Here is a 24,501-nt window from a genome sequence, read left to right as displayed (position 1 = left end):
GGAGGGGTTAGGGGAGGTAAATATTCTAAAAAATTTAAAAACTATTCCGGCATATTCAGCCAATGTGGACCTAAGGGTAACTCCGGTAATTCAAACTGCGCCGGATAGTCAGCATGAATAAAATACAAACCATCTGCTGGTGCAGTCACGCCTGCGGCTTTACGATCTTCGGCAGCGAAAATAGTATCAATATGATCGGCAGCGTACATACCCTGACCAATTTCCAGTAAACAGCCCATGATATTGCGCACCATATGGTGCAGAAAGCCATCGGCTTGAATATCCAATACCAGATATTGACCATGCTGAATCAGGTGGCAATGGCTGACATGACGAACGGGCTGATTGGACTGACAGGCTGCGGCGCGGAAGCTTTCAAAGTTATGCGTGCCTTCAAACTTTTTCGCGGCGTATATCATCTGTTCAACATCAAGCGGTGCATAGACATGGGTGACCTGTTTATGCAGCAATGCCGGGCGTACAGGGTGGTTGTAGACCACATAGCGATAGCGGCGCGCCTGTGCCTTAAAACGGGCATGGAAGCTGTGATCCATTTCTTTGATCCACTGGATCGAGATGTCTTTAGGGAGTTGGCTATTGCAGCCCATCAGCCAGCCACGTTCAGAACGCACGGCATCAGTATCAAAATGTGCCACCATGTTGGTCGCATGTACCCCGGCATCCGTGCGGCCGGCACCCTGTAGGCTAATCGGTTGATCGGCAACTCGGCTCAGGACCCTTTCAATGGTTTCCTGTACGCTTGCAACTCCCGGCTGTTGAGTCTGCCATCCCCGATAATGCATCCCACAAAACTCAATTCCCACCGCAAAACGCTGCATAATGACCTCAAACCTTATTGATCGTACCAATGACGATGCCATTGCTCTACAGTGTCGTATTGTAAATACATTTTCAGGGCTTTTGCATACAGATCCGCATGTCCATAACTTTCATTCAGCAAAATTTTGCAGTGATTGACCCATTCGGCAATAGCATAGCGCTGATCCGTCGCACCAAAAGGCACTTGGGTGGTCAAGACGGAAATGCAGCCCTGCTCATAGAGTTGATCAATGAGCGCAATCATGGTGTCATTGACCGCCAGGTTGCCAGTGCCAAAACCTTGCAAAAATAGAAAATGCGGTGGTCGAGCCAAGAGGTTGTTCAAGTTATTCAGCTGCTGAGCCAGATCAATCGGCTGCATCATGATGCTCATGCAGTTGAATTCAGCCGCTTTCGCAATATCTTCTACCTTGACCTGATAACACGGTTGATGGGTCTGGATTGCGATATTGGCCTCAAGACCTGCAAAGGCATTTAACTCGGTAGTATGCTGTTTCAGTGCAGTTTGCGCATGTAGCAGCTGATGATGGAATGCCAGATAGACTCCGGCGCTACAGGTGCTGACCGAATCTAATGCAAATTTCAGGTTATCCAGGGCATCGCTAAATTCACGCTGTTCATTGTCTTGAGCATTCAGCAACGGATATTGGCTACCGGTCAACACCACATGCGCCGAGTTTCCAATAAAATGTGCCAGTACTGCACTGGCATAACTCAGTGTATCTGTACCGTGAATAATCACAAAATGCTGGATCTGCCGCGATTGCAATTGCTGAATAAACTGTACCAGTTGCAACCAGTCGGTTGCTGTACAGGCACTACTGTCCTTAATAGCGGGTGCATGATAGCATTCGACGAAATAATGCTCTGCGAGTATCTGTTCGAGCTTTGGAATAAATAAATCAGCAGGCATCGGTGCAAGAGGGTCTCCCACACAGCCGAATGTGCCGCCCATATAAATTAATGCAATATTTTTTATCATAAAAAAAGCAGCCAATTATTGACTGCTTTAGTGTAAATCGAAATGCATCAAGATGCGATTTGATTCAGTAATTGCTCGGCGCGTTGTTGTTGCTCAGGAGTATATTCAGCTTCTCGCTCCGCAATGACTTCACGAGCAGCGGTATAGGCACCGAGTTGAATATATTGCTGGGCAAGATCCAGGTTAAGACTTGCTTCATTAACATCCAGTAATTCCGGGAAAGATTGCACCAGCGGATCATGCTGGTCTATCGTTGCCTGAGCTGGTGTAGCAGGAAGATCGAAATTCATCGCTGTCGCAGCAGGTGCTTCTGGCGTGGTTTCTAAATGATCTAATTTAAAATCCATGCCTGATAGATTGGTTTGTGACGCTGGTTCTGCCACAGGTGCTGCAGCTGTCAAGCTAGACAGGTCAAACTCAGTCGCTGGCACAGCCGTTTTTTCAGCTGCTGGTACAGGTGTGTCAAGTGAGAATGAAAAATCGAGAGGCTTGATTTCCTCAGTCACAGTTGGTGCTGTTTCTACTGGAGCAGATTGTTCCAAATCCAGTTTAAAGTCTAAGACAGGTGCCGTTTCTGTTACTGCTGTAGTTTGAATATCTGTAGATGTACTCTGAAATTCAAAATCTACAGAAGGAGCAGCAGGTACAGGAGCCTCTTCAGCTTTTGGTGTTTCTACTGGGGTAGTCTTTGGTTCAAAATTAAATTCAAGTGGCTGAATATCTGTTACAGGTTCTGCAACAGGGGCCGGCTTGCTTGATTGAAAGTCCTGCTGCAATTGTTCAAATGCCAGTTCATTTGAAGGGGCCGGTGCAACCAGATCGGCAAAAGCATCTGAAGTTGAAGTAGCTTCCTGCGCAGAAGAAGTTTTAGGCTGGGCACTTGGGAAATCAATGGTATCTTGTACAGCAGATGAAGATTTTTCAAATTCACGCTGTTTCGCTTCAGCTTGCGCCAGAATCTCATCTAAATGCAAAGAGCGGATATGGTTGAGCAGCTGTGAAATCGCAAACTCATCTTTTTGTAAGATATGAATATCCAATAACAACAGATAGAGTTCATGCTGGGAATTATCCCGATTCAGTGCCTGATTAATCTGTGCTTCGGCCGCAAAAAAATTACGTTCCTGAATCAGGCCTTCAATTTTCTTGCATGTTTCTGCTGATAATGGCGTTGCTGATTTTTTTGTGACCCCGACTGGCTCCACTACTTTGGTTCTTTGTGGAGCAGCTTTTGAAGCAGAGCCAGGTTTTTTCGCTTTTACCGTTTTAGTTTTTGCTTTATCTGATTCTTGAGCATCTTGTCGTTTTTTAAAGACAATTAATACGATGATCAATATCACTAATGGAATCACATAAATCAGCATGTTTTACCCCTTGGGGATAGAGTAGTTTAAGTTCGCCTATCCCAATAAATCGTCATGTGTAACTTTTTAATTAATTGGCTTCTTATCTGCTTGTTGGGCTTTGAGCTGTTGTTGTAGCTGGGCCAGACGCGCATTTAATAACTGAATTCTGTGATCCTTCTGATTGAGTGCCAATTCTAATTCAGTTACGTTTCTCTGTAATTTAACGGTTTTTTCTCGGGCTGTCATAACTTTTAATGACAATTCCTTTGATGTTTGATTGCGTTCTGTGTTCTGGTTTGCAGAAACTTGCCCGGAATCGCGCTGGTTCTCAGCCACTAGGCTCATTTCTGCCTGATTCAGGCGGTATTTAGTCTTGCCAGTAGGCTTAGACGGTAGCTCGGTTTGCTTTGCCGCAGTGACTTTAATAGGCGCAGGTGTAGGATGAGTCGTATTTAAGTTCAATGCAGCACCTTTACGTAGACGATTGGCATTTCCTCCAATAAAAGCATGCTCATTGTCTTTTTTAATTTGTTGCATGACTTCATTGACCGGGCGCTGCTGCTGTTGAGCAATTCGTGAGGCAATTCCCCACAGTGACTCATTGGATTGAACTACATAAGTAGGTTGAGTCTGATTCGGAGTTGCTTTGACTGGTGAAGCTTTTGTAGTAACTGGAGCTGGAGTTTTCACCGGATTAGCTGATCCAGTTGATTTTCTGGCTTGTTCCTCAGCAAATTTTTTCACCAATGGATCACTGGAAGCAGTTTGATGATCAGAATGGGACTCTACAGCTTTCTGCATATTTGCTTTATTTGGTGCTGATGCACTTTGATTTGCTGGTATCGTACTGGTTGGTTTGTTTGTAGTCGAGGCTGCTGCAGGAGCCGGCGATGCAAGAGTTGCTTGTGAGGTCTTTACTGAATCTGAAAGCGCCGCTGCAGTTTTAACTGGGGCTTGAATATCGGGTGCAGTTACAGCCTCGCTTTTAAGCACAGGCGCAATCGCTTGCGCCTGAATCGCTGGACTTGATGTCATTACAGCTGGTGCAAATGCAGTTTTAGGAATGGAAATATTCGATAATACAGGTGGTGCTGTGCGTTGCAATGCCAATGGCTTTTCTAAAACCGGTGGCTTATTTGAGGCAGCGGAAGCTGCTGTACTGTAATGGCTACTTACGGGTAAGTTGAGTGCAATATCTTTTTCACTGACGACGACAACTGGTGCAAGCGGGCGTTCATTCTGTTTGAGACTAGCTTTTAATAAATCAGTTTTAGCTTGTAAGGGCGTACGGATATGTTGCAGACGTGCAGCATTGCCTTCCTTGATTTTGACAATAATATTCAGCTCGCGCTCTGTCATGGGGCGAGAAGAAGTAATAGTAATAACCCCGGTGCCATTATTGCTGCGCCGAGTAAAAAAGTTCAGATGACCAGGTGGCTGATGCGATGCACCTATCGAGAGTAAATCTTCAGGTGAAGCCAGACTGACTTCAATCGGCAAATTGATATCAGACTGCCGAAAAGTCATTTCTGCGTAGAGTAATTCCCCTGGGGCAGACTGAATCTGAACCGGATCTACATTAATCGCATAAATATTTTGTGAAGCGACAATGGCTAAAATGGCAAGCTTTAATTTGTTATATACAGTCATCTTAATCGTGAGCTCAGTCATTATCGCATAGCGAAAATTATAGATTAACGGGATGTTTGTTTTTTGTAAAATACTTACGCAATAGTTACATAAAAAAGCCGATCAATAAAGATCGGCTTTTGGCTTTATATCCAAAGGATATTAGGCATTTTTATAATCAATCAGAATACGCAGCATACGGCGTAACGGCTCAGCGGCACCCCAAAGCAACTGGTCACCTACAGTGAATGCACCCAGATATTCTTTACCCATGTTCAGCTTGCGCAGACGGCCTACTGGAACGCTTAAAGTACCTGTTACAGCAACAGGCGTCAGATCAGTCATCGATGCTTCACGAGTATTTGGAACCACTTTAGACCAGTCATTGGCACGTGCAATGATGTCTTCGATTTCATCCAAAGGTACATCTTTTTTCAATTTCAGGGTTAATGCCTGAGAGTGACAACGCATGGCACCAATACGCACACAGTGACCATCAATCGGTACGATCTGCTGATTGCCCAGAATCTTGTTGGTTTCAACCTGACCTTTCCATTCTTCTTTCGACTGGCCGCTTTCCAGCTGCTTGTCGATATAAGGAATGAGTGAGCCAGCCAAAGGAACGCCAAAGTTTGCAGACGGGAAGCCTTCACCACGTTGTAATTCAGCAATTCTAGAGTCGATATCCAGAATTGGAGAACGCGGATCATCTAGCAACTCTTTGGTATTGTTATATAAATAACCCATACCATTGATCAGTTCACGCATGTTCTGTGCGCCTGCACCTGAAGCGGCCTGATAGGTCATTGAAGTTGCCCATTCCACCAGATTGTTCTGGAACAGACCGCCCAAGCCCATCAGCATCAAGGAAACTGTGCAATTACCGCCGACAAAAGTCTTGGTGCCTTTGACCAGACCGTCTTTGATCACATGCATGTTCACCGGATCAAGTACGATGATGGCTTCATCATCCATACGTAAGGTCGATGCTGCATCAATCCAGTAACCGTTCCAGCCTTCAGCTTTCAGTTTCGGGAAAACTTCAGAGGTATATTCGCCACCTTGACAGGTAATAATGACATCCATTTGCTTCAGACTGTTAATGTCTGATGCATCCATAAGTGCTGGGGCGGTCTTACCGCCAAATGCCGGCGCTTCACCGCCTGCATTACTGGTAGAGAAATAGAATGGCTCAAAATGAGCAAAATCATTCTCTTCAACCATACGTTGCATAAGGACGGAACCAACCATCCCGCGCCAACCGACCAGACCTACTTTCATGTCACTTTGCCTCGGTGCGTTAAAAAATCAAAAGGGATTCGAGTGTACCAAAAAGGGACTCAACTGCAAGAGCTACACAATCAAAACATCAATATTCTTGAGAGAAATATCTGCTTTATGATACATACAAAATTGATAACGTCATTTTTCTTTTAGAAAAAATAATAACTTAATTAAGAGCGCAGTTTATGATATGGGTTATCCAAATTCTGGCAATCATTGTCATTTGGTTAAGTTTTTGGTCACTGATACCACGCGATGAATGGTGGATTCGGGGTGCGGATTTTCCACGCTTACAAATTCTGGTATTGGGCTTTATCGCCTTTATTCTTTTTCTCCTGGTTGATCATCCCTGGAACTGGTTGAATCAGCTGCTTTTTATCGGTCTGATGGCAGCTTTGGCCTATCAGTTGAAAATGGTATTGCCCTATACCTTTATCTGGAAAAAACAGGTCAAGCAGGTCAAGCATGATCAGCTGGATCCGCAACGTCAGATTTCCCTGGTCGTTTCCAATGTACTTACTACCAATACCAAATATCATTTACTGATCGAGCAGATCCAGATTCATCAGCCAGATCTGGTTTTGACTCTGGAAACCGATCAAAACTGGCAAAATGCACTCTCGGTGATTGAAGCTGATTATCCTTATCGCGTGCCTGTGCCTTTGGATAATCTGTATGGCATGCATCTATATAGCAAGCTCGAACTGAGTGAAACTGAGGTTAAATTTATTCTGAGTGATGAAATTCCCTCCATTCATACCACGGTGATTTTACGCTCAGGACAACCGGTACAGCTCTACTGTCTGCATCCCAAACCACCCAGTCCGACCGAGGCCAAGGATTCTACCTTGCGTGATGCTGAACTGCTGATTGTCGGTGATCAGATTAAAGATCTGGATGAAAGCTGTATCGTCATGGGCGATCTGAATGACGTGGCCTGGTCACGTACCACACGCCTGTTTCAACGCATTAGTGGGCTGCTGGATCCGCGGGTAGGACGTCATTATGTGAATACTTTTCACGCAGATTATCCTTTTTTCCGCTGGTCGCTGGATCACGTCTTTCATAGTACCGATTTTGCCTTGGTACACATGGAGCGTTTACCGCATGTAGGTTCTGACCATTTTCCGGTCTTTCTGGTATTACAAACCGGTCGGGTATTCGAGCATATTCAGGAAGAATTAGAACAAACTGATAAAGATGAGCAGGAAGCACAAAAAGCCATTGAAGAGGGCATTCAGAAAGCAGAGAAAGAGGAAAAAATAGTCACTGATGAAGTTGCCCTGGCTTATAAAGAAGGGGGCAAAATCTCATAGGTTTTTAGAAGAAAAGTGTACGATATTGCTTACAACAGTTTACGCTTCTTGCGAATGGGCAGGGGTTGGGAATCTGGGTATTCTAGGTTTATCAGCACAGGGAGTCGAGAAAGGATATTCTCATAAGGAAGACGAAGCTGAATGAAAACATCATGGATATGATGCTGAAAGGGAAATCACAAAAAAGCAGAACGAATTATAATATGTGAAAGCACAACCTCATTAACCCGAGTTTTACAGGATGTAGAGCTCGGGTTAAATTATTTCAATTACTTAAACATGATTTTAAGCTATAGCCCTTCAAATTCCGTGATCAAATCGATTTAGTAAATTGATTTATAACCTTCAGGGCGAGTCTTAAAACGGCGGTGGAACCACATATATTGGGTCGGTGCGATGCGCAACTGCTGCTCAATCACCCGGTTCACGCGAGTGGCATCTTCAACTTCATTCTCACTAGGGAAGTTTTCCAGTGCCGGTTCAATGAGCACATGGTAGCGCGGATTGTTAATATCGCCATGACGGTAGAAATATAAAGGAATTGCAGCCGCTTTGGTCATTTTCAGTAAACGGCGATGTGCGGTTACAGTCGCCGCAGGCACGCCAAAAAAAGGTGCCATCACGCCTTGTTTTAAACCATAATCCTGATCCGGACTGTACCAGATCGCATGGCCATTTTTCAGGTTACGTACCAGACCGCGCATATCATCATGGTCAATCTGATTGGCATAAATTGTGGCGCGACAACGGTAAATCAGCATGTCCAAAAGTGGATTATTCTGCGGACGATAGACTACATCCGGTTCAAAATATTGTGCGCAAAGATAACCACCCGCATCGAGCAAAGTTGAATGCGTGCCTAATAACAGCATGCCTTGGCCTGCGGCTTGTGCCTTCTGAATATGTTCCAAGCCTTCAATACTGACGCGGCCCTGAAACCATTTCGGACTGTACCAGGCATTCAGCGTCTCAAACACCCCCAGCATTTGATCGATAAATACCTGACGGGCATTGTCCTGTACCTGCTTTTCAGACCATTCGGGAAAGCAGACTTCCAGATTACGCAGCGTGGTTTCACGGCGTGATTTCAAGTATTTAAAAGAAAGGTGGCCCAGCAGGGACGCCAGACGATGCTGAATGGCCCAAGGTAAGATCGCCAGAATCATCAGGAAAATAATGCCTAGCCATTTGCCCCAATATTGAGGTAACAGGAATGACCATTGAAATTCACCGGGTTGATATGCAGGCTGAGTACTCATAAAACAATTTAGGGCCAAAAGATTAAATGCAGTCTAACAGAGAAGATTATTGAAATAAAAAAGCATCTGTACGAATACAGATGCTTTAGTAAAAGCTCGGGGAATATTTAGCCGTTACTTAGGTTGTCCAGTTCTTCCCAACGCTCTAATTTTTCCAGTAACAGCTCGTCAATTTCTGATAAACGGTTAGACAGTTTCAGTGCTTTATCGGAATCAGTCACAAATAAAGAGCCATCAGCCAGTTGTGCATTGATCTCGACCTGCTCTTTTTCTAGCGCTTCCATCTCAGCTGGAAGCTGTTCGAGTGCACGCTGGTCCTTGTAGCTAAGCTTAACTTTCTTGGCAGCGACCGGTGCCGCCTCAGCTTCTGCTTTGGCCATGGCTTTTTTCACGGCACTTTTTTGGTCAACCACGGTTTGATCCGGGCGCTGTTCAAGATAATCCTGATAACCGCCGACATATTCGTCGATATTGCCCTTACCATCAAAGACCCAAGTGGATGTTACCACGTTGTCCATAAAGGCACGGTCATGCGAGATCAACAGCAGGGTGCCTTTGTAGCCGCCCAGCATTTCTTCCAGTAACTCTAAAGTCACCATATCCAGGTCGTTGGTTGGCTCATCCATCACAATCAGGTTCGATGGTTTCAGCAAAAGTTTCGCCAGCAAGATACGATTGCGTTCACCACCCGACAAAGCTTTGACTGGTGTACGGGCACGTTCTGGCGAAAACAGGAAATCTTGTAAATAACTATAGATATGACGACGGTTACCATTCACATCCACGTGGTCAGAACCTTCTGAGACGTTATCTTTAACAGATTTTTCCAGATCCAGCGCATTACGGAGCTGGTCGAAATAGGCCACTTCTAACTGCGTACCGGTCTTCACCGTACCGCCATGTTCTAGCTCGCCCAGAATGGCTTTAATGAGGGTAGTTTTACCGACACCGTTATCACCGACCAGACCGATACGGTCGCCACGGAGGACAAGTGCAGAGAAGTTGTTGATGATCGGTGCATTGTCACCGAATTTCACACTCAGGTTCTCAATTTCAAACACCAGTTTGCCTGAGCGGTTGGCATCCTGAGTCGCCATCGTCACTTTACCTTGTTGCGAACGACGTGCTCTAGATTCTTCACGTAATGCTTTTAGGGCACGGACACGACCTTCGTTACGGGTACGACGGGCTTTAATCCCTTGACGGATCCAGACTTCTTCCTCAGCCAGCTTTTTATCGAACAGCGCATTTTGCTTTTCTTCAGCTTCCATTTGCTGGGCTTTCAGGTCTAGATAACGTGAATAGTTACCTTCATAACTACGCAGTTGACCACGATCCAACTCAACAATACGGGTGGCAATGCTGTCGACAAAGGCACGGTCATGCGAAATGAACAGCAGGGTCAAATTGTTTTGATCGAGCAGGAATTTTTCCAGCCATTCGATACTTTCAACATCTAAATGGTTCGTCGGTTCGTCGAGTAACAGCACATCAGGTTGGGTAAGTAAAGCACGTGCCAGCAAGACACGACGTTTACGACCACCAGACAAATCGGCAAGATCTGCATCCGGGTCCAGACCCATTTTGCTTAAAATCGAATTGACCTTGGTTTCCAGCGCCCAGCCATCCAGCTGATCCATTTTGTGTTGCAGGTTGCCCATACGATCACAGGCGTCCATGTCACCGAGTACACAGGCTTCACTGGCAGCATGATAAGCACGCAAAACTTCCGATGCTTCACCGGCACCATCTGCCACGATATCAGCCACTTTACCTGAATCCATCGGTACATCTTGCGCCAGCATGGAAATGGTAATACCGTTTTGTAATGAAACTTCGCCGTTGTCAGGCAGTAAACTTCCTTCAATTAGCTTAAGTAAGGTAGACTTACCCTCACCATTACGGCCAATCAAACACACTCGTTCGCCGCGTTCCAAGTTAAAATTCGCGCCGTCGAGCAGGGCGGGTCCACCAAACGCAAGTTGGACATCCCTAAGGGTAATATAGGCCATAATGTTTCCTGAAATCCCCAATGAGGACTTTAAATGACTAAACAACAAAATCTAAATGATCAGGCGTCATTTTCCGCACCCATTGAAGATTTGCAAGTGCGAATTGCATTTTTAGACGATTTAGTTGAACAGTTGAATGATCAGGTGGCTAAACAGACCTTGGAAATTGCTGATCTGAAAAAGCAAATGACGCTGTTATATCAACGTGTTGAGTCTTCAGATCTGTCTGAAGGCATTGCAGAATTTGATCCGGTTGCAGACCGACCACCGCATTATTAATTTGCAACCAATGATTTAATCAATAATGACCCTTAGCTGATCTAAGGGTTTTTTATTGAAAAATAAAAATGAGCCAATCGATAAGATGGTAAAAGAGAAGTATTTTTTGTTTTGAATGGGCTTTTAAATTGTATTAAATCCGCATATAAAAGTAATAAAGCGTAGCGTGATGATCAAGTGCAAAAGAATTTTCCTGTTGAAAACAAACATTCACGCTTACAAACAGATTTCTTGCCGGCATTTCATAAAATGCAGTTTGGCTCTCTGCCGAAACAGGCCTGCACCCATTCAGTCGTAAAATTATTTGACCTTTCACTCACTTCCTACTCTAATACCGGCTCTCAGGTACATTCCGGAATTGCGTCCCATGCACCCAAAAGTTATTCTACTCGACCTCGAAAATAATTTCCCCACAGCCAAGTTAATGCGTGAGATTGTGGCGCATTATTCGACTTTATATCTGTTTAGCTGTGCCGGAAAATTTGAATTCTCCTTAGAGGACTTAACCGAGCTTGCCGGCTGGATTAGCAGTGGTCAGGTGGTGGTGCTGGACACGCCTGAATCGCCACAAAAAGAATATGAGTATGCAGTCATTGTCGGTCAGCTTATGGCGCTACTGGAGCCAGAAACCGAGGTTGAATTGATCTCGGCGATGGACAGTTGCGAAATGTTGCAACAGATGCTGCAAACTTCTGATATTACGTGTCACCTGATTCAGATTCAGCCTGATGAGACAAACATTCCAACAGATCAACCTAAAAATCATCTTCCGAGTCTGGACGCCATCAAGAACAAACCTGCCTTGCAACTGGTGAAAAAATACTGTGATGCGTTAGGCAAAATGAGTGGCAAACCGAATACGGTGGAAACCCTAAAAAACTCAGTGGCGAATATTCTGCAAGTGATGCCGGTAAAAGCTCAGCATGTGGTCGGCATGTTGATTAACCTGAAAATCGTCAAGCGCTATGATGAGCAAATCAGCTTCCGCAAAAAAGTCCTGAAACAATGGCTGCAACTCAATCTGGATGAGCAAAACCCGGTTGAAAATCCGAAACTGGATCAGGTCATTTCCCAACTGAAGGCAGATGAAGCTCCAGTTGAATCTGAAATACTCAAGTCACCAATCCAGTCGGCACAGCAAGACCTGTTCAAGAACTTTGGCCGGATCGATCCGGTACAACTGGAAGTGGCGCGTAAACTGCGTGAATTGCAGGGCGATAAACCCAAAGACATTTATGAGCTGCGTGATTTACTGGAACAGTTATTTCCAAAATCGGACATCCGCTTGCTGCTGAAGGAGTTGATCGAGAAAGGTTATATTTACTGGAATGGTCACGAAATTTTATATAGTCATGAAATGTTCCTGAATTAATTTTATCGTGCAAACTTGCGTTTTATATTGTGCTTATGCAACTCTAATAATAGAACATAAAGGTTGAACTATGGAAAACACTGGAATCTGGGTGACGGTGGTCATCATCATTTTCGTCATAGGGTCGATTTTCGGGTTGCGCGTGAGCCCCCGAGAAAAAGCCTTGGGCCTGATGCGTGACAAAGCCCGTAAAATGGGTTTGCATCCACGTCTGGTGGTGGCACCGGACTGGACCAAAATCCCGAAGGCGACTGAAAGTCGTGCCAGTATGGTCGCGTACTACAGTGTGCTGATGCCAGATGCGCGTTTGCCCTTGATGCGCGCCCGTGTTGTCGATAATAAACTCGAAATCGTGCAGGGTGATGAGAAATTTAAAGATTTTCCCATTGCATTAAAAGGCATTTATGCTATTGATATGCAGGCCAACTGTGTCGGCATGTACTGGGATGAAGAAGCTGATTTAAGAGCGACCCAACTCGACGACATCAAAGCACTGTTACACGCTTTGGCTGAACTTTAATTTAGAAATAAACAGGATTAACGGTTAATTATGGCGAACGCTCCTCGGTCCACATCAAAAAGCAGCACAGCGAAGTCTCCCGACGCTGGAAGCAAGCGTGCCCTAGTGATTGTGGAGTCGCCTGCAAAAGCGAAAACAATCAATAAGTACCTTGGTCCGAACTACATCGTAAAATCATCGGTGGGTCATGTGCGTGACTTACCGACTGGCGGTTCTGCAAAATCGACAGAGAAAAAACCAGCGACACGTACCAAACTGACGGATGCAGAAAAAGCTGAAAAATCACAGAATGCGTTGATTAACCGCATGGGTGTCGATCCGGAACATGACTGGAAAGCCAAATACGAAGTCCTTCCTGGCAAAGAACATGTGGTTGCCGAACTGAAAAAACTGGCATCGCAAGTCGATGAAGTCTATCTGGCAACGGATATGGACAGGGAAGGAGAGGCGATTGCCTGGCATTTAAAAGAAGTCATCGGCGGTGATGATTCGCGTTATCAGCGTGTGGTCTTTAATGAAATTACCAAAAATGCGATTCAGGATGCCTTTAAGCATCCGTCACGTCTGGATACCAATAAAGTCAATGCGCAGCAGGCACGCCGTTTCCTGGATCGTGTCGTGGGCTTTATGATTTCGCCATTGCTTTGGGAAAAGATTGCGCGTGGTCTGTCAGCCGGTCGTGTACAGTCGGTTGCGGTGAAGCTAGTGGTCGAGCGTGAACGTGAAATTCGTGCCTTCATTCCTGAAGAATACTGGCAAGTGTTTGCCGATACCAAATCGAAAAAAGATGATATTCGTCTCGAAGCGGTCAAGCAAAATGGCAAGACGCTCAAGCTACGCAATAAAGCCGAAACTGATGCCTTATTAAACCTGATCAAAGATGCTGATTATACGGTTTCTGCACGTGAAGATAAGCCAACCAAGGTTAATCCAAGTGCGCCGTATATCACGTCAACGCTACAACAGGCAGCCAGTACCCGTCTCGGTTTTTCTGTGAAGAAAACCATGATGCTGGCGCAGCGCCTGTATGAAGCCGGTTTCATTACCTATATGCGTACCGACTCGACATTCTTGAGTGATGATGCGGTGAATATGGTGCGTGGCCATATCGAATCGGAGTTTGGCGAGAAATATTTGCCTGCCAAGCCGAACCGTTATGGCAATAAAGCCGGTGCGCAAGAAGCGCATGAAGCCATTCGTCCATCTATGGTTGGCTTAAAAGGCGACAGCCTAGTGGGTGTTGAGCGTGATGCACAGCGCCTCTATGACTTGATCTGGCGCCAGTTTGTTGCCTGTCAGATGACTCCGGCAGAATATTTGTCTTCTACCATTTTAGTGGATGCCAATGGCGTGGAACTGAAAGCTAAAGGCCGTACCTTGGTCTTTGATGGCTTTACTCGCGTGCGTGGTGCCAATAAAGCCGATGACGATATTTTATTGCCTGCGGTCAAAGTCGGTGAAGTGCTTAAACTTGAGAAACTTGATCCATCTCAACATTTCACCAAGCCACCGGCACGTTTTACTGAAGCCTCACTGGTGAAAGAACTCGAGAAAAAAGGCATTGGCCGTCCATCGACCTATGCTGCGATTATCTCGACCATTCAGGATCGTGGTTATGTGAAACTGGATAACCGTCGTCTCTATGCCGAGAAGATGGGTGAGATCGTTACCGATCGTCTGGATGAAAATTTTAGTAATCTGATGAACTATGCCTTTACCGCAGATCTTGAAGGTCAGCTGGATAAGGTAGCAGATGGTGAGCGTAACTGGAAAGAGCTATTAGACAGCTTCTATGGCGATTTTAAACAACGTTTGACTACAGCGCAGGGTGAAAACGGAATGCGCCGTAATCAGCCTGTAGAAGTGGATGCGGTACACTGTAAAGAATGTGACCGTCCAATGCAGATCCGTACCGGAACCACAGGTGTATTCTTGGGTTGTTCAGGCTATAACTTGCCGCCGAAAGAGCGTTGTAAGGGAACCTTGAACCTGACACCAGTTGAGTCTCTGGCTGCATTGTCTGATGATGAGGCTGCGGAAACTGCTGACCTGATGTCGAAGAAGCGTTGTCCGATCTGTGAAACTGCCATGGACAGCTATGTGATTGATGGCGGTCGTAAACTCCATATCTGTGGGAATAACCCGGACTGTAGTGGTTTTGAACTTGAAGAAGGCGAGTTCAAAATTAAAGGCTATGATGGCCCAAGCATTCCATGCGACAAGTGTGATGGCGAAATGCAGCTGAAGACAGGCCGTTTTGGTCCTTACTTTGCCTGTACCAGCTGTGACAATACCCGTAAAGTCTTAAAGAGCGGTCAGCCTGCACCTCCACGTGTGGATCCGATCAAGATGGAACATTTACGTTCTGCCAAGCATGACGATTTCTTTGTACTGCGTGACGGTGCAGCCGGTTTATTCCTGGCGGCGAGCAAGTTCCCGAAAGTGCGTGAAACCCGTGCACCGAAAGTGGCCGAGATTCGTTCTGTTGCTGATCAGCTTGATCCAAAGTATCAGTTTATCTTGCAGGCACCTGATGTGGACCCGGAAGGGAATCCAACTCTGGTAAAATTTAGCCGTAAGAACCAGTCACAATATATTGGTTCGGAAACTGCAGAAGGCAAGCAAACCAAATGGTCTCTGGTTTATCAGGACGGAAAATGGGTTGAAGCCTAAACTCTAAGATTCAAAAAAATGCTGACGAAAGTCGGCATTTTTTATGTCAGAATCATGTATATAAAAAATTAAAAATAATATTTTGGGGTGGATGTGGATATTCAGACAAAAAAGTTCGCTGTATTAATCGATGCGGATAATTCTTCTATCAACGCGATTTCATCGGTATTGGAGGAAGTTGCGAAATATGGCATTGCCAGTGTCAAACGTGTGTATGGGGACTGGAGCAGCGAAACTTTAAAGAAATGGCGAGATGTACTCCTTCCTCATGCCATCACTCCGGTACAACAATTCGCTTATACCAAGGGTAAAGATGCGACGGATATGATCCTGATCATTGATGCTATGGATTTACTTTATGCAGGTGCATTAGATGGATTTTGTATTGTATCCAGTGATAGTGATTTCACGCCCTTAGCTTCACGTATTCGTGAAAATGGTCTAACTGTGTATGGCTTTGGCAAAAAAGCTACACCTGAAGCATTTAAGAAAGCCTGTGACAAGTTCATTTATATCGAAAATTTACTTGTAGATAGTGAAATTAAAAATAATGAGGATGGTGAAGAAACAGGATCAATAGATAAAAAAGTTTCGGAGATTATCAAGACTAATGGACAAAAAACTATATCTGCGCAAAAGGAAATTCAGTTACCTGAAGGGATGGATCGAGCTACGCTTAACTTAATTTATAAAGCTGTAAAAGATAATGCCGATGATAATGGATGGGCGAATTTAGGGATGGTCGGGCAGTATATCAGTGCAGTAAAGCCTGATTTTGACTCTCGTAACTATGGTAGAGCCAAATTGTCAGGATTAATAAAAACTTTAAATTTATTTGAAACAAAAATAGAAATGAGTCAGATGTATTTAAGAAAAATGAAAAAGCAGAGTGTGTAATCGATATGTGGAAAAAGATTCGGATTCTGATTTTATTAATCATATTATTGATTGTCGCGGTCAATGCCTATCGTGATCAAAACCAGAACTGGTCAAAGCCGATTATTGTGTTGCTGCATCCGATTAATGCTGATGGATTACCGACCACACAGCAATACATCCAGCAACTGTCGGGTCAGGACCTGAATGGAGCAAGGGAATATCTGGAAAAAGCAGCTCGGCAGTATCGCGGACAGCCAACTTATTTTTATTTTAATTTAGGCCGTGAGCTTAAAGTTCTACCACCCAAAGTCCCTGAGCAGGCTTCGCTCATCAATACAGTTTTATGGAGTTTAAAATTCCGGTTCTATGCTTGGAAACAGCGACAGAGTTCAGATCCTTCAGCCAATGTGACTTTATTTTTAAATTACTATGATCCTGTGCAGACCAAGCAATTGAAACATTCAACTGCCTTGCAAAAAGGCCGGATTGGTTCGGTGAATCTATTTGCATCCAAGCAACAGACTGAACAGAATAAAATTGTCTTGGTGCATGAATTACTGCATGCCTTTGGCGCTTCGGATAAATATGATTTGGCTACAGGCCAACCGATTTATCCGCTGGGTTATGCATTTCCAGATCAGCAACCCTTATTTCCACAAGCCAAGGCGGAGCTGATGGCAGGATATATCCCGGTGTCTCAAACCACCAGTAAAATGCCAGAATCTTTAAATCAAACCCTGATTAATGAGATAACTGCAATTGAACTGGGCTGGAAATAAAGACTTGTGGATAGTGCTGGATTTATCCACAATTTAGACTTCATTTGTGGATAAAAGATCACACCATGCCGCTCACCTTTGTGCTTGCTCCCGACTCGTTTAAAGAAAGCATGTCTGCTGCACAGGCTTCTCAGGCCATGCAACGCGGTATTCAGAACGTCATTCCGGATGCCCATATCATTCATGTGCCAATGGCTGATGGTGGTGAAGGCACGGTCGATGCACTGATTTCAAGTTTAAAGGGGCAAAGTATTGCATGTGACGTGACCGGGCCATTATCTGAGCAACGTATCCAGACCTATTGGGGGATGGTTGATGCAGGCCAGACTGCCGTGATTGAAATGGCCAAAGCCAATGGCATACATTTGCTTGCAGCAGAAAAGCGTAACCCGATGCTGACTACAACCTATGGCACAGGAGAAATGATCAAACGGGCGCTGGACTTGGGAGTGAAAAAAATCATTGTCGGTTTAGGTGGCAGTGTCACCAATGATGCGGGTGCGGGCATGGCGCAAGCATTGGGTGTGCGGTTTTTAAATCATGCGGGAGAGTCAATTCAGGTCTGTGGTGGAAACTTAGAACTGGTCAAATCAATGGATCTATCCGAACTGGATCCACGTTTAGCAGATACTGAAATACTCATTGCATCGGATGTCAATAATCCGTTGTGTGGGCCAAGTGGTGCCTCTTATATCTTTGGCCCACAGAAAGGGGCAATGCCTGAAATGGTCAAGCAACTGGATCAAAACTTTGGGTATTTTGCCGATGTAGTCGCTGGGCAGTTTGGCCGTGATTATCGTCATGTTGCAGGGGCTGGTGCTGCCGGTGGACTGGGTTTTGGTTTAATGGCATTCACTGCTGCCTCTATTCGGTCCGGGGTGGAACTGATGATTGAACAGGTTCAACTGAATGAGAAAATAGCGCAAGCAGATTATGTCCTGACCGGTGAAGGTAAAATTGATAGTCAAACATCTTTGGGCAAAACCCCTTTTGGGGTAGCACAGCTCGCCAGGCAATTTAATAAACCGGTAATCGCTTTTGCGGGTCTAATCGGTGAAGGAATTGAGGATCTGTTTGAGTCAGGATTTAGCCAGATTATTGGTATTAATCCACCAGATTGTCCTTTAGAAGAAGCCTTAAAAAATGCAGAAATGAACTTGGAGAAAGCTGTCGCTGAGATAGTTAAAAATCTTTTGACAGAGTGAAAGTATTTCTCTCTCCTGTAATCCAGCACGCCCTGTCGTTAGCTAATATCAAATCAGGAAATAAAATTGGAGACAGTTTCAGGACAACTGAAAAGCCATAATTCTGGAAGCGATCTGTTAAACTACATACATCCACAAAATGATGAGTGAAAATGAGTTTAGCCACCCTGATTGATGAATTAAATCCCCAACAAAAGCAAGCAGCGACTACAGAAGCAAAACACAGTTTGGTGCTGGCCGGGGCAGGTTGTGGCAAAACCAAAACCATCGTGGCACGCGCAGCTTACTTGATTGAACAGGGCGTGCCTGCCAACCAGATTCAAATTCTGACCTTTACCCGCCGGGCAGCCAGTGAAATTGTGGCGCGTGTCGAACTGGCACTCGGTGGACAAGCCAAGGGGCTGCGAGCCTCGACCTTTCATACCTTCTGTATGTATCTGCTGCGCCGTATTCCGAAAGCTTTTGGCCTTGAACAGTTTTCGATTATTGATCGTGATGACCAGCTGATGATGTTTCGCCTGATTCGCGGTCGTGATGACAAGAAAAACCCCAATCATTTACCTAAGCCTCAGGAACTATGTGATCTGTATTCTTTTGCACGGAATACCCGGCAAAAGCTCAGTCTAGCACTGGAAAAACAGATGCCGGAATATCTGGCTCTCAAAGACCAGATTGCCGAAATCATGAAAGAATACGAAGCACGTAAGCAGGCGCGCAGCTTTCTGGACTATGACGATATTCTGGCGGTAGTTGCCACGGCGCTGGCACAGTCCGAAGGTCTGGTCGACTATGTCGCTTCGATCTGCCGGCATATGCTAGTCGATGAAATGCAGGATACCAATCCTTTGCAATGGGCTTTGCTGGAGCCACTCAAAGACCGGATCAGCCTGTTCTGTGTCGGTGATGATGCGCAGTCGATTTATGGCTTTCGTGGTGCAGACTTTGAAAATATTCACCATTTCAAAGAACGTGTGCCAGATGCGCAGATTTTTAAATTAGAAAAAAACTACCGCTCGACCCAGGAAATTCTGGATCTGTCCAACTGGCTGCTCGATCAGTCTGAAATCAAATATGACAAACGTCTGGAAGCATATCGCGGAGAAGGTGTAAAGCCGCGCATGCATATTTTCCCGAATGAGTTTGATGAAGCCAAATGGATCGCGATTGATATTAAAGAGCGTCATTATCTGCAAGGTAGTAAGTGGGGCGAGCATATGGTGCTGGTTCGTTCCAGTTTTGCCGCACGGCATATTGAGGCAGCCTGTATCGCGGCTAATGTGCCGTATCGCTTTATTGGTGGCATGAAGCTGCTGGAAACGGCGCATGTCAAAGATTTGCTCAGCATGCTGCGCGTAGTCGCCAATCCGCTGGATGATATTGCCTGGATGCGTTTCTTGACCCTGTGGAATGGTGTTGGTGATGTGGGTGCCAGTAAGCTATCGCAGCAGTTATTGGCTGAACCGGAAATGGAAGCTATTGCAGATAATTTGGAAAAATTTGGCAAGATACCATTAGAAACCATTCTGATCATGCAGCAGATGAGTGTGCTCAAAGGCGAAGTGCAAGCCTGTGTCGGTCTTGCGATTCAGGCGATTGAATCGCAGTTGGCGGAAAACTATAAAAAGGATTGGCCACGTCGCCAGAGTGATTTTGAACTGGTCAAACAGCTGGCCTCCAAGCATTCGCAGCTGAGTGAGTTTTTAGAGGAATATGTACTGGATCCGGTGTCAATCTCGGAAATCGAGCGCCAGTCGGATCATGATGTGGTGACCTTAATCACCATTCACTCGGCCAAAGGCACCGAGCAAAATGTCTGTTATGTAGCCAATGTGACGCCGGGGAATTATCCGCATGCGCGTGCTCAAGGTGATTTTGATGATGTCGAAGAAGAACGTCGTGTGCTGTATGTGGCGTTGACCCGGGCAAAAAATGAATTAATTCTGACCAAACAGAACCTGAATCATTGGGCGCGGGAAACGGTCGATGAGCAGGGGCGTAAAGTCGAAAGTTATTTCTTGAATGATCTCACCCGGCATTTATGCACCACAGAAACCCATTACAAGACCCGGCAGCAAACGGTAAAAAGTGCCCTGATTGAACGCAAGTCGATTAATTTAGATTTTGGGATTGATCTCGATTAAACTATAGCAAAGTTGTTTCATGCAAAAAGTAGAGTAGGCGCGTGCTTTTTGATATTTTTTGCCTATCTTCTTAAGGTTGTAAGATGAAAATTTTAGTTCGTAATTTAGAACGTACGGTCACAGAAGCCGAATTGCTGAAACTGTTCCAGGAATATGGCACAGTGGAGACCTGTACTTTGGTGCTTGATGCAGCAACAGGCAAATCAAAAGGTTTTGCTTTTGTAGAAATGCCACATGGCCGTGAAGCAGTCAAAGCCATTAAAGGCCTGAACACTTTACGCCTGCACGGACATGGGATCCGCGTGAAAGCCGCAGAAGATAAGCCTCAGGCTTAAACTCAAAAAAGGAGCACTTGATAGGCTCCTTTTTTATGGTCGAAATTTAGCATTGCCGTAGCTGTTCAATCAGCTCAATGCTCTGAATTTCAGTGCTGGATGGATTCAGTCCGAACATCTTTTGATTGCGAAATGCAGGCGAACCTTTTACTTTATAAAAGCCAAAATTTGTTTTAAACCTTAGGAAATCTCGATGACCCGTGTTGCTCGCTATCATGCGGACCGTACCAATCAAAAACTGTATTTCGCCCGTCTATCCTGCCAGCAAGCAGAGCAAACCGAACATGTACAACAGGCTCAGGCACAACGTGAAGCAACTGTGTTTCATTTGCATGGTGCTTTGTTAGCATTTTTACAGGAACTGGTGCGTTACTATCGCCTGAATGATCCTCATCCGACGCTAAAATCGATCGAAGAACTGATGGCGGCCAAAGGCCAAATTTCGCCAGAAGTCGCGGTGCTGCAACATTTGTCCAAGAGCGGTTTCATTGCTGAACTGAAGCGCGCTTACCGTCTGTGCCAGTATGCGCCCGAACCAAGTACCCCAGAACCTGAAGACGAAACCTCCTCAAATCTCATCATTAAAGTCACACAGTCTCCACAAGCATGGTTACCTGATACTGCTATATTGAGAGAGTGGCATCGTGACCTGACCCAATTAATTGATGGTTTTCGTAATGAGATGATTGAATTTTAATCGGATCGGCTGTACTTGAAATTGCAATTTTTAACCCTATATCAATTACTCTAATGATGCAAAGTGCACCCGGCGCTTTGCCACCATGTTGAACATGGAGGATATATGTCTATAGAACAGTTGAAAGATTTATTTGGTAATCAAGACGCGATTTTAGAACTCGTTCAACTTGAAGGTGGCGCGTTGGCTCTACGCAATGCAGGCTCACATAAACAGCCTTTGGTCATGATTCAATTTAATGATGAGGTGAAAGCTCTACTTGGAGAGCAGACGCCCGTGATTGCGCAACAGATGATTCAGGCAGCACTCTATGGCTTGCTGGAACAGCAGGTCAATGAATGGCAGGCTGAAGTTGTGGATGAAGAACCAAAGTATATGAGTTAATCGTTGAAATTTATTTAGAAAGCACACTATCGGTGTGCTTTTTGAGTTTCATAGGTAGGTTATTGGGTTGGACAGATTTTAAGCATTAGAAAGAAGCTCATTTAAAAATGAAGATGAAAAATCAGTATGTTGAAATTTGGGTCATGAGCAGTCTGAAGCCAGTGTGTTAATAAAATATTTGGCTCAGAGATATATTGATGTCCATAAAAAAAGTTGCCAGATCCGGCAACTTTTTTATTTGATGTGGATTAAAAAAAACTCTAATGAGAAGGTGTATGCTGATGCGCGATCTCAATCTGGTTCAAAATATGATTGCTCATATTCTTCGCCATTTCTTCTTTGGCATAATAAACCGCACCGACATTATCCCGACGAATGGCTTCAGCCTCTTCCTTGCTTTCGGCACAGACCAATACCTGGATTTGTGGATTCAAGGTCTTGGCAATGTCGACAATTTTATGAATATCGATGATATCCATAGGGGAGATGACCAGTAAGCGCGCATGCTGAATATGTGCCTGAATCAGTACGCCAGCTTCAGTGGCTACACCAGACACCGCGGCAATGCCTTTTTCACGCAGATTTTCGACGATGTCACGGTTTTCTTCGGCAATCACCACCTTAATGTTTTCTTCCATCAATGAGCGGGTAATGCGACGTCCCACCTCACCATGGCCAATAATGACCACCTGATCGCGCAGGTAATCCTGTGAGACTTCATCCGGTAACATTGCCAAAGGGTCACCACTGCGTTCCAGTAAGCGGGCCAGAGTCGAGCGTTCCCGAATCCATTTCTGTACCGGCTCAATCGCGGAAAAGATAAAGGAGTTAAGCGTAATCGAAATTAAGGCACCTGCCAGAATCAGGTTTTGACCTTCCAGCGAAAGCAGATTGAGCGAAACACCGAGTGCAGCCAAAATAAAGGAGAACTCACCAATCTGTGCCAGAGAAGCACCGACGGTCAAAGCGGTATTGATCGGATAACGGAAGAACAGCACCAGTGCCATCGCGGCAATAGTTTTACCAATCATGATAATCCCGACCACGGCCAGTACATGTAAAGGCTGTTCCAGCAGGATGCGCGGATCAAACAGCATGCCGACGGAGACAAAGAATAAAATCGAGAAAATTTCACGCAGTGGCAAGGTTTCTTCTTCGGCACGATGACTGAAATCAGATTCTTTCACCACCATCCCGGCAAAGAAAGCACCCAGTGCCATCGACACGCCAAAGATCTTATAAGCACCAAAGGCAATCGAGACGGCAGCAGCCACCACTGTTAAGGTAAACAGCTCACGTGAACCCAGACGTGCCACCACCTGTATGATCATCGGAATCAAGCGTTTACCAATAATCAGCATGAAGGCAATAAAGCCTGCGACTTTAAGTAAGGTAATCCCTAAGGTAAGCCAGATATTCTCATCGCTTGCGCCTTCCAGCGCCTGCCCACCTAAAAGCACCGCAGTGGCAGGTAACAGTACCAGCGCCAAGACCATGACCAGATCTTCGACCAGCAACCAGCCAACAGCAATTCGGCCATTGATTGAATCCAGTAAGCCACGATCACCAAGGGCTTTGAGTAGAACCACGGTACTGGCACAAGACAGGCTTAGGCCGAAGACCAGTGCTGAGCCAAAGCTCCAGCCCCACAGCATCGAAACTCCAACCCCGAGCAAGGTGGCAACTGCAATCTGTAAAATGGCCCCGGGCAGGGCAATCCGGCGGACCTGCATCAGATCGTTCAGGGAAAAATGCATTCCGACACCAAACATCAGGAACATGACGCCAAGTTCTGCCAGTTGGTTGGCCAGATGAATATCACCGACCACACCGGGTGTATGGGGACTAATCAGAATGCCGGCAATTAAGTAACCGATCAAAGGGGGAAGACGTAACCGTGCAGCGAGATAGCCAAAGACCAAAGCTAAGCCAAAACCAACAGCCAGTAATATAATGAGCTCTACGTCATGTGGCACTAAATACTCCTTTAGCTAGGTTTGCTGGGAAATAAGCACAAAAAGTGCCAAAACATGCAGAAAGTTTATCAAGTCGGATAAAAAAAGTGCAAAAAAAACGACCCGCAAAGGTCGTTTTTTTAAAGAAACTAAAATTATTTGATTTTAGCTTCTTTGAAGATTACGTGTTGACGGATTTTTGGATCAAATTTTTTGATTTCCATTTTTTCCGGCATAGTACGTTTGTTCTTAGTCGTGGTATAGAAATAACCTGTACCAGCTGAAGAAACTAAGCGAATTTTATCACGCATGGTTCAGACTCCTTAGATCTTTTGACCTTGAGCACGTAGGTCAGCAACAACCTTTTCAATGCCCAATTTGTCGATAATACGCATACCTTTAGTGGTTAAACGAAGACGTACAAAACGTTTTTCGCTTTCTAACCAGAAACGGTGGTGGTGCAGGTTCGGCTCGAACCGGCGCTTAGTTTTGTTGTTGGCGTGTGAGACGTTGTTACCAACGACTGGACGCTTGCCGGTAACTTGGCAAACCTTAGACATGGTGTAACTCCATTGATTTAGCCAACAGCAAATCTGTATGGCCAGTCAAAAATA

The 24,501-nt window shown here is 45.2% G+C and carries 22 protein-coding genes; 12 read left to right on the top strand and 10 right to left on the bottom strand.

What is annotated here, in order from left to right; genetic code table 11:
- Positions 1-41: 41 nt before the first annotated feature.
- The 5 genes from truA to asd form a co-directional block, all read right to left on the bottom strand.
- The gene (gene truA / locus NI465_RS07690; protein ID WP_005261726.1) at positions 42-839 is read right to left on the bottom strand and encodes a tRNA pseudouridine(38-40) synthase TruA; all 798 of its coding nucleotides are present in this window, start codon (positions 837-839) and stop codon (positions 42-44) included.
- Between the two features lie 14 nt (positions 840-853).
- Positions 854-1,822 (bottom strand): asparaginase domain-containing protein, encoded by a 969-nt coding sequence (locus NI465_RS07685; protein WP_005261727.1) that lies wholly within the window; start codon positions 1,820-1,822, stop codon positions 854-856.
- 47 nt (positions 1,823-1,869) lie between these two features.
- Positions 1,870-3,186 carry a T4P machinery localization factor FimV gene (gene fimV, locus NI465_RS07680; protein WP_005261728.1) on the bottom strand — a complete coding sequence of 439 codons (1,317 nt, stop codon included), beginning with the start codon at positions 3,184-3,186 and terminating at the stop codon, positions 1,870-1,872.
- A gap of 66 nt (positions 3,187-3,252) precedes the next feature.
- Complete coding sequence (locus tag NI465_RS07675) at positions 3,253-4,839, bottom strand: FimV/HubP-related protein (RefSeq protein ID WP_004729474.1); 1,587 nt, start codon at positions 4,837-4,839, stop codon at positions 3,253-3,255.
- A gap of 120 nt (positions 4,840-4,959) precedes the next feature.
- Positions 4,960-6,078 (bottom strand): aspartate-semialdehyde dehydrogenase, encoded by a 1,119-nt coding sequence (gene asd, locus NI465_RS07670; RefSeq protein ID WP_005245919.1) that lies wholly within the window; start codon positions 6,076-6,078, stop codon positions 4,960-4,962.
- Between the two features lie 188 nt (positions 6,079-6,266).
- Here asd and NI465_RS07665 point away from each other — a divergent pair, with 188 nt between their 5' ends.
- Positions 6,267-7,397: an endonuclease/exonuclease/phosphatase family protein gene (locus NI465_RS07665; RefSeq protein ID WP_005261736.1), complete on the top strand. Its 1,131-nt coding sequence runs from the start codon at positions 6,267-6,269 to the stop codon at positions 7,395-7,397.
- A 323-nt stretch (positions 7,398-7,720) separates the two neighbouring features.
- Here NI465_RS07665 and NI465_RS07660 read toward each other — a convergent pair whose 3' ends face one another.
- Complete coding sequence (locus NI465_RS07660) at positions 7,721-8,656, bottom strand: LpxL/LpxP family acyltransferase (RefSeq protein ID WP_005261737.1); 936 nt, start codon at positions 8,654-8,656, stop codon at positions 7,721-7,723.
- A gap of 107 nt (positions 8,657-8,763) precedes the next feature.
- Positions 8,764-10,668, bottom strand: a complete 1,905-nt coding sequence (locus NI465_RS07655; protein ID WP_253144921.1) for an ATP-binding cassette domain-containing protein — start codon at positions 10,666-10,668, stop codon at positions 8,764-8,766.
- 33 nt (positions 10,669-10,701) lie between these two features.
- Between NI465_RS07655 and NI465_RS07650 the strand changes: the two genes are divergently transcribed.
- The 11 genes from NI465_RS07650 to NI465_RS07600 all read left to right on the top strand — a co-directional run bounded on the left by NI465_RS07650 (position 10,702) and on the right by NI465_RS07600 (position 21,932).
- Positions 10,702-10,947, top strand: coding sequence for a SlyX family protein (locus tag NI465_RS07650; protein ID WP_004278477.1), 246 nt, complete (start codon positions 10,702-10,704; stop codon positions 10,945-10,947).
- A gap of 367 nt (positions 10,948-11,314) precedes the next feature.
- The gene (locus NI465_RS07645) at positions 11,315-12,319 is read left to right on the top strand and encodes a hypothetical protein (protein WP_253144918.1); all 1,005 of its coding nucleotides are present in this window, start codon (positions 11,315-11,317) and stop codon (positions 12,317-12,319) included.
- A gap of 70 nt (positions 12,320-12,389) precedes the next feature.
- The gene (locus tag NI465_RS07640) at positions 12,390-12,839 is read left to right on the top strand and encodes a hypothetical protein (RefSeq protein ID WP_004647398.1); all 450 of its coding nucleotides are present in this window, start codon (positions 12,390-12,392) and stop codon (positions 12,837-12,839) included.
- A 30-nt stretch (positions 12,840-12,869) separates the two neighbouring features.
- A complete protein-coding gene (topA, locus tag NI465_RS07635; RefSeq protein WP_004278474.1) occupies positions 12,870-15,512 on the top strand; it encodes a type I DNA topoisomerase in 2,643 nt (880 codons plus the stop codon).
- 93 nt (positions 15,513-15,605) lie between these two features.
- On the top strand, positions 15,606-16,409 hold the full coding sequence (locus NI465_RS07630; protein WP_034439084.1) for an NYN domain-containing protein: 804 nt from the start codon (positions 15,606-15,608) through the stop codon (positions 16,407-16,409).
- A gap of 5 nt (positions 16,410-16,414) precedes the next feature.
- Positions 16,415-17,170, top strand: a complete 756-nt coding sequence (locus NI465_RS07625; protein ID WP_253144915.1) for a hypothetical protein — start codon at positions 16,415-16,417, stop codon at positions 17,168-17,170.
- Positions 17,171-17,235: 65 nt separating this feature from the next.
- Positions 17,236-18,375, top strand: a complete 1,140-nt coding sequence (locus NI465_RS07620) for a glycerate kinase (protein WP_121979824.1) — start codon at positions 17,236-17,238, stop codon at positions 18,373-18,375.
- A 152-nt stretch (positions 18,376-18,527) separates the two neighbouring features.
- Positions 18,528-20,516: an ATP-dependent helicase gene (locus NI465_RS07615; protein ID WP_005107948.1), complete on the top strand. Its 1,989-nt coding sequence runs from the start codon at positions 18,528-18,530 to the stop codon at positions 20,514-20,516.
- Positions 20,517-20,599: 83 nt separating this feature from the next.
- Entirely contained in the window at positions 20,600-20,851 is a 252-nt protein-coding gene (locus NI465_RS07610; RefSeq protein WP_004729489.1) for an RNA recognition motif domain-containing protein, read from the top strand.
- 193 nt (positions 20,852-21,044) lie between these two features.
- On the top strand, positions 21,045-21,548 hold the full coding sequence (locus NI465_RS07605; protein WP_004278463.1) for a DUF6586 family protein: 504 nt from the start codon (positions 21,045-21,047) through the stop codon (positions 21,546-21,548).
- A 105-nt stretch (positions 21,549-21,653) separates the two neighbouring features.
- Positions 21,654-21,932, top strand: a complete 279-nt coding sequence (locus tag NI465_RS07600; RefSeq protein ID WP_004278462.1) for a hypothetical protein — start codon at positions 21,654-21,656, stop codon at positions 21,930-21,932.
- A 260-nt stretch (positions 21,933-22,192) separates the two neighbouring features.
- Here the strand turns inward: NI465_RS07600 and NI465_RS07595 are convergent, their stop codons facing one another.
- From NI465_RS07595 to rpmB, 3 genes are all read right to left on the bottom strand, one after another.
- A complete protein-coding gene (locus NI465_RS07595) occupies positions 22,193-23,908 on the bottom strand; it encodes a cation:proton antiporter (RefSeq protein ID WP_005107946.1) in 1,716 nt (571 codons plus the stop codon).
- A gap of 134 nt (positions 23,909-24,042) precedes the next feature.
- On the bottom strand, positions 24,043-24,198 hold the full coding sequence (gene rpmG / locus NI465_RS07590; RefSeq protein ID WP_001205031.1) for a 50S ribosomal protein L33: 156 nt from the start codon (positions 24,196-24,198) through the stop codon (positions 24,043-24,045).
- A gap of 12 nt (positions 24,199-24,210) precedes the next feature.
- On the bottom strand, positions 24,211-24,447 hold the full coding sequence (gene rpmB / locus NI465_RS07585) for a 50S ribosomal protein L28 (RefSeq protein WP_000048256.1): 237 nt from the start codon (positions 24,445-24,447) through the stop codon (positions 24,211-24,213).
- Positions 24,448-24,501: the final 54 nt, after the last annotated feature.

Origin of the sequence: Acinetobacter lwoffii (genome assembly GCF_024129855.1) — a bacterium.
Lineage (GTDB): Bacteria > Pseudomonadota > Gammaproteobacteria > Pseudomonadales > Moraxellaceae > Acinetobacter > Acinetobacter lwoffii_L.
The sequence above is the reverse complement of the archived record's forward strand: the minus strand, read 5'-3'. Positions and strand labels throughout refer to the sequence as shown.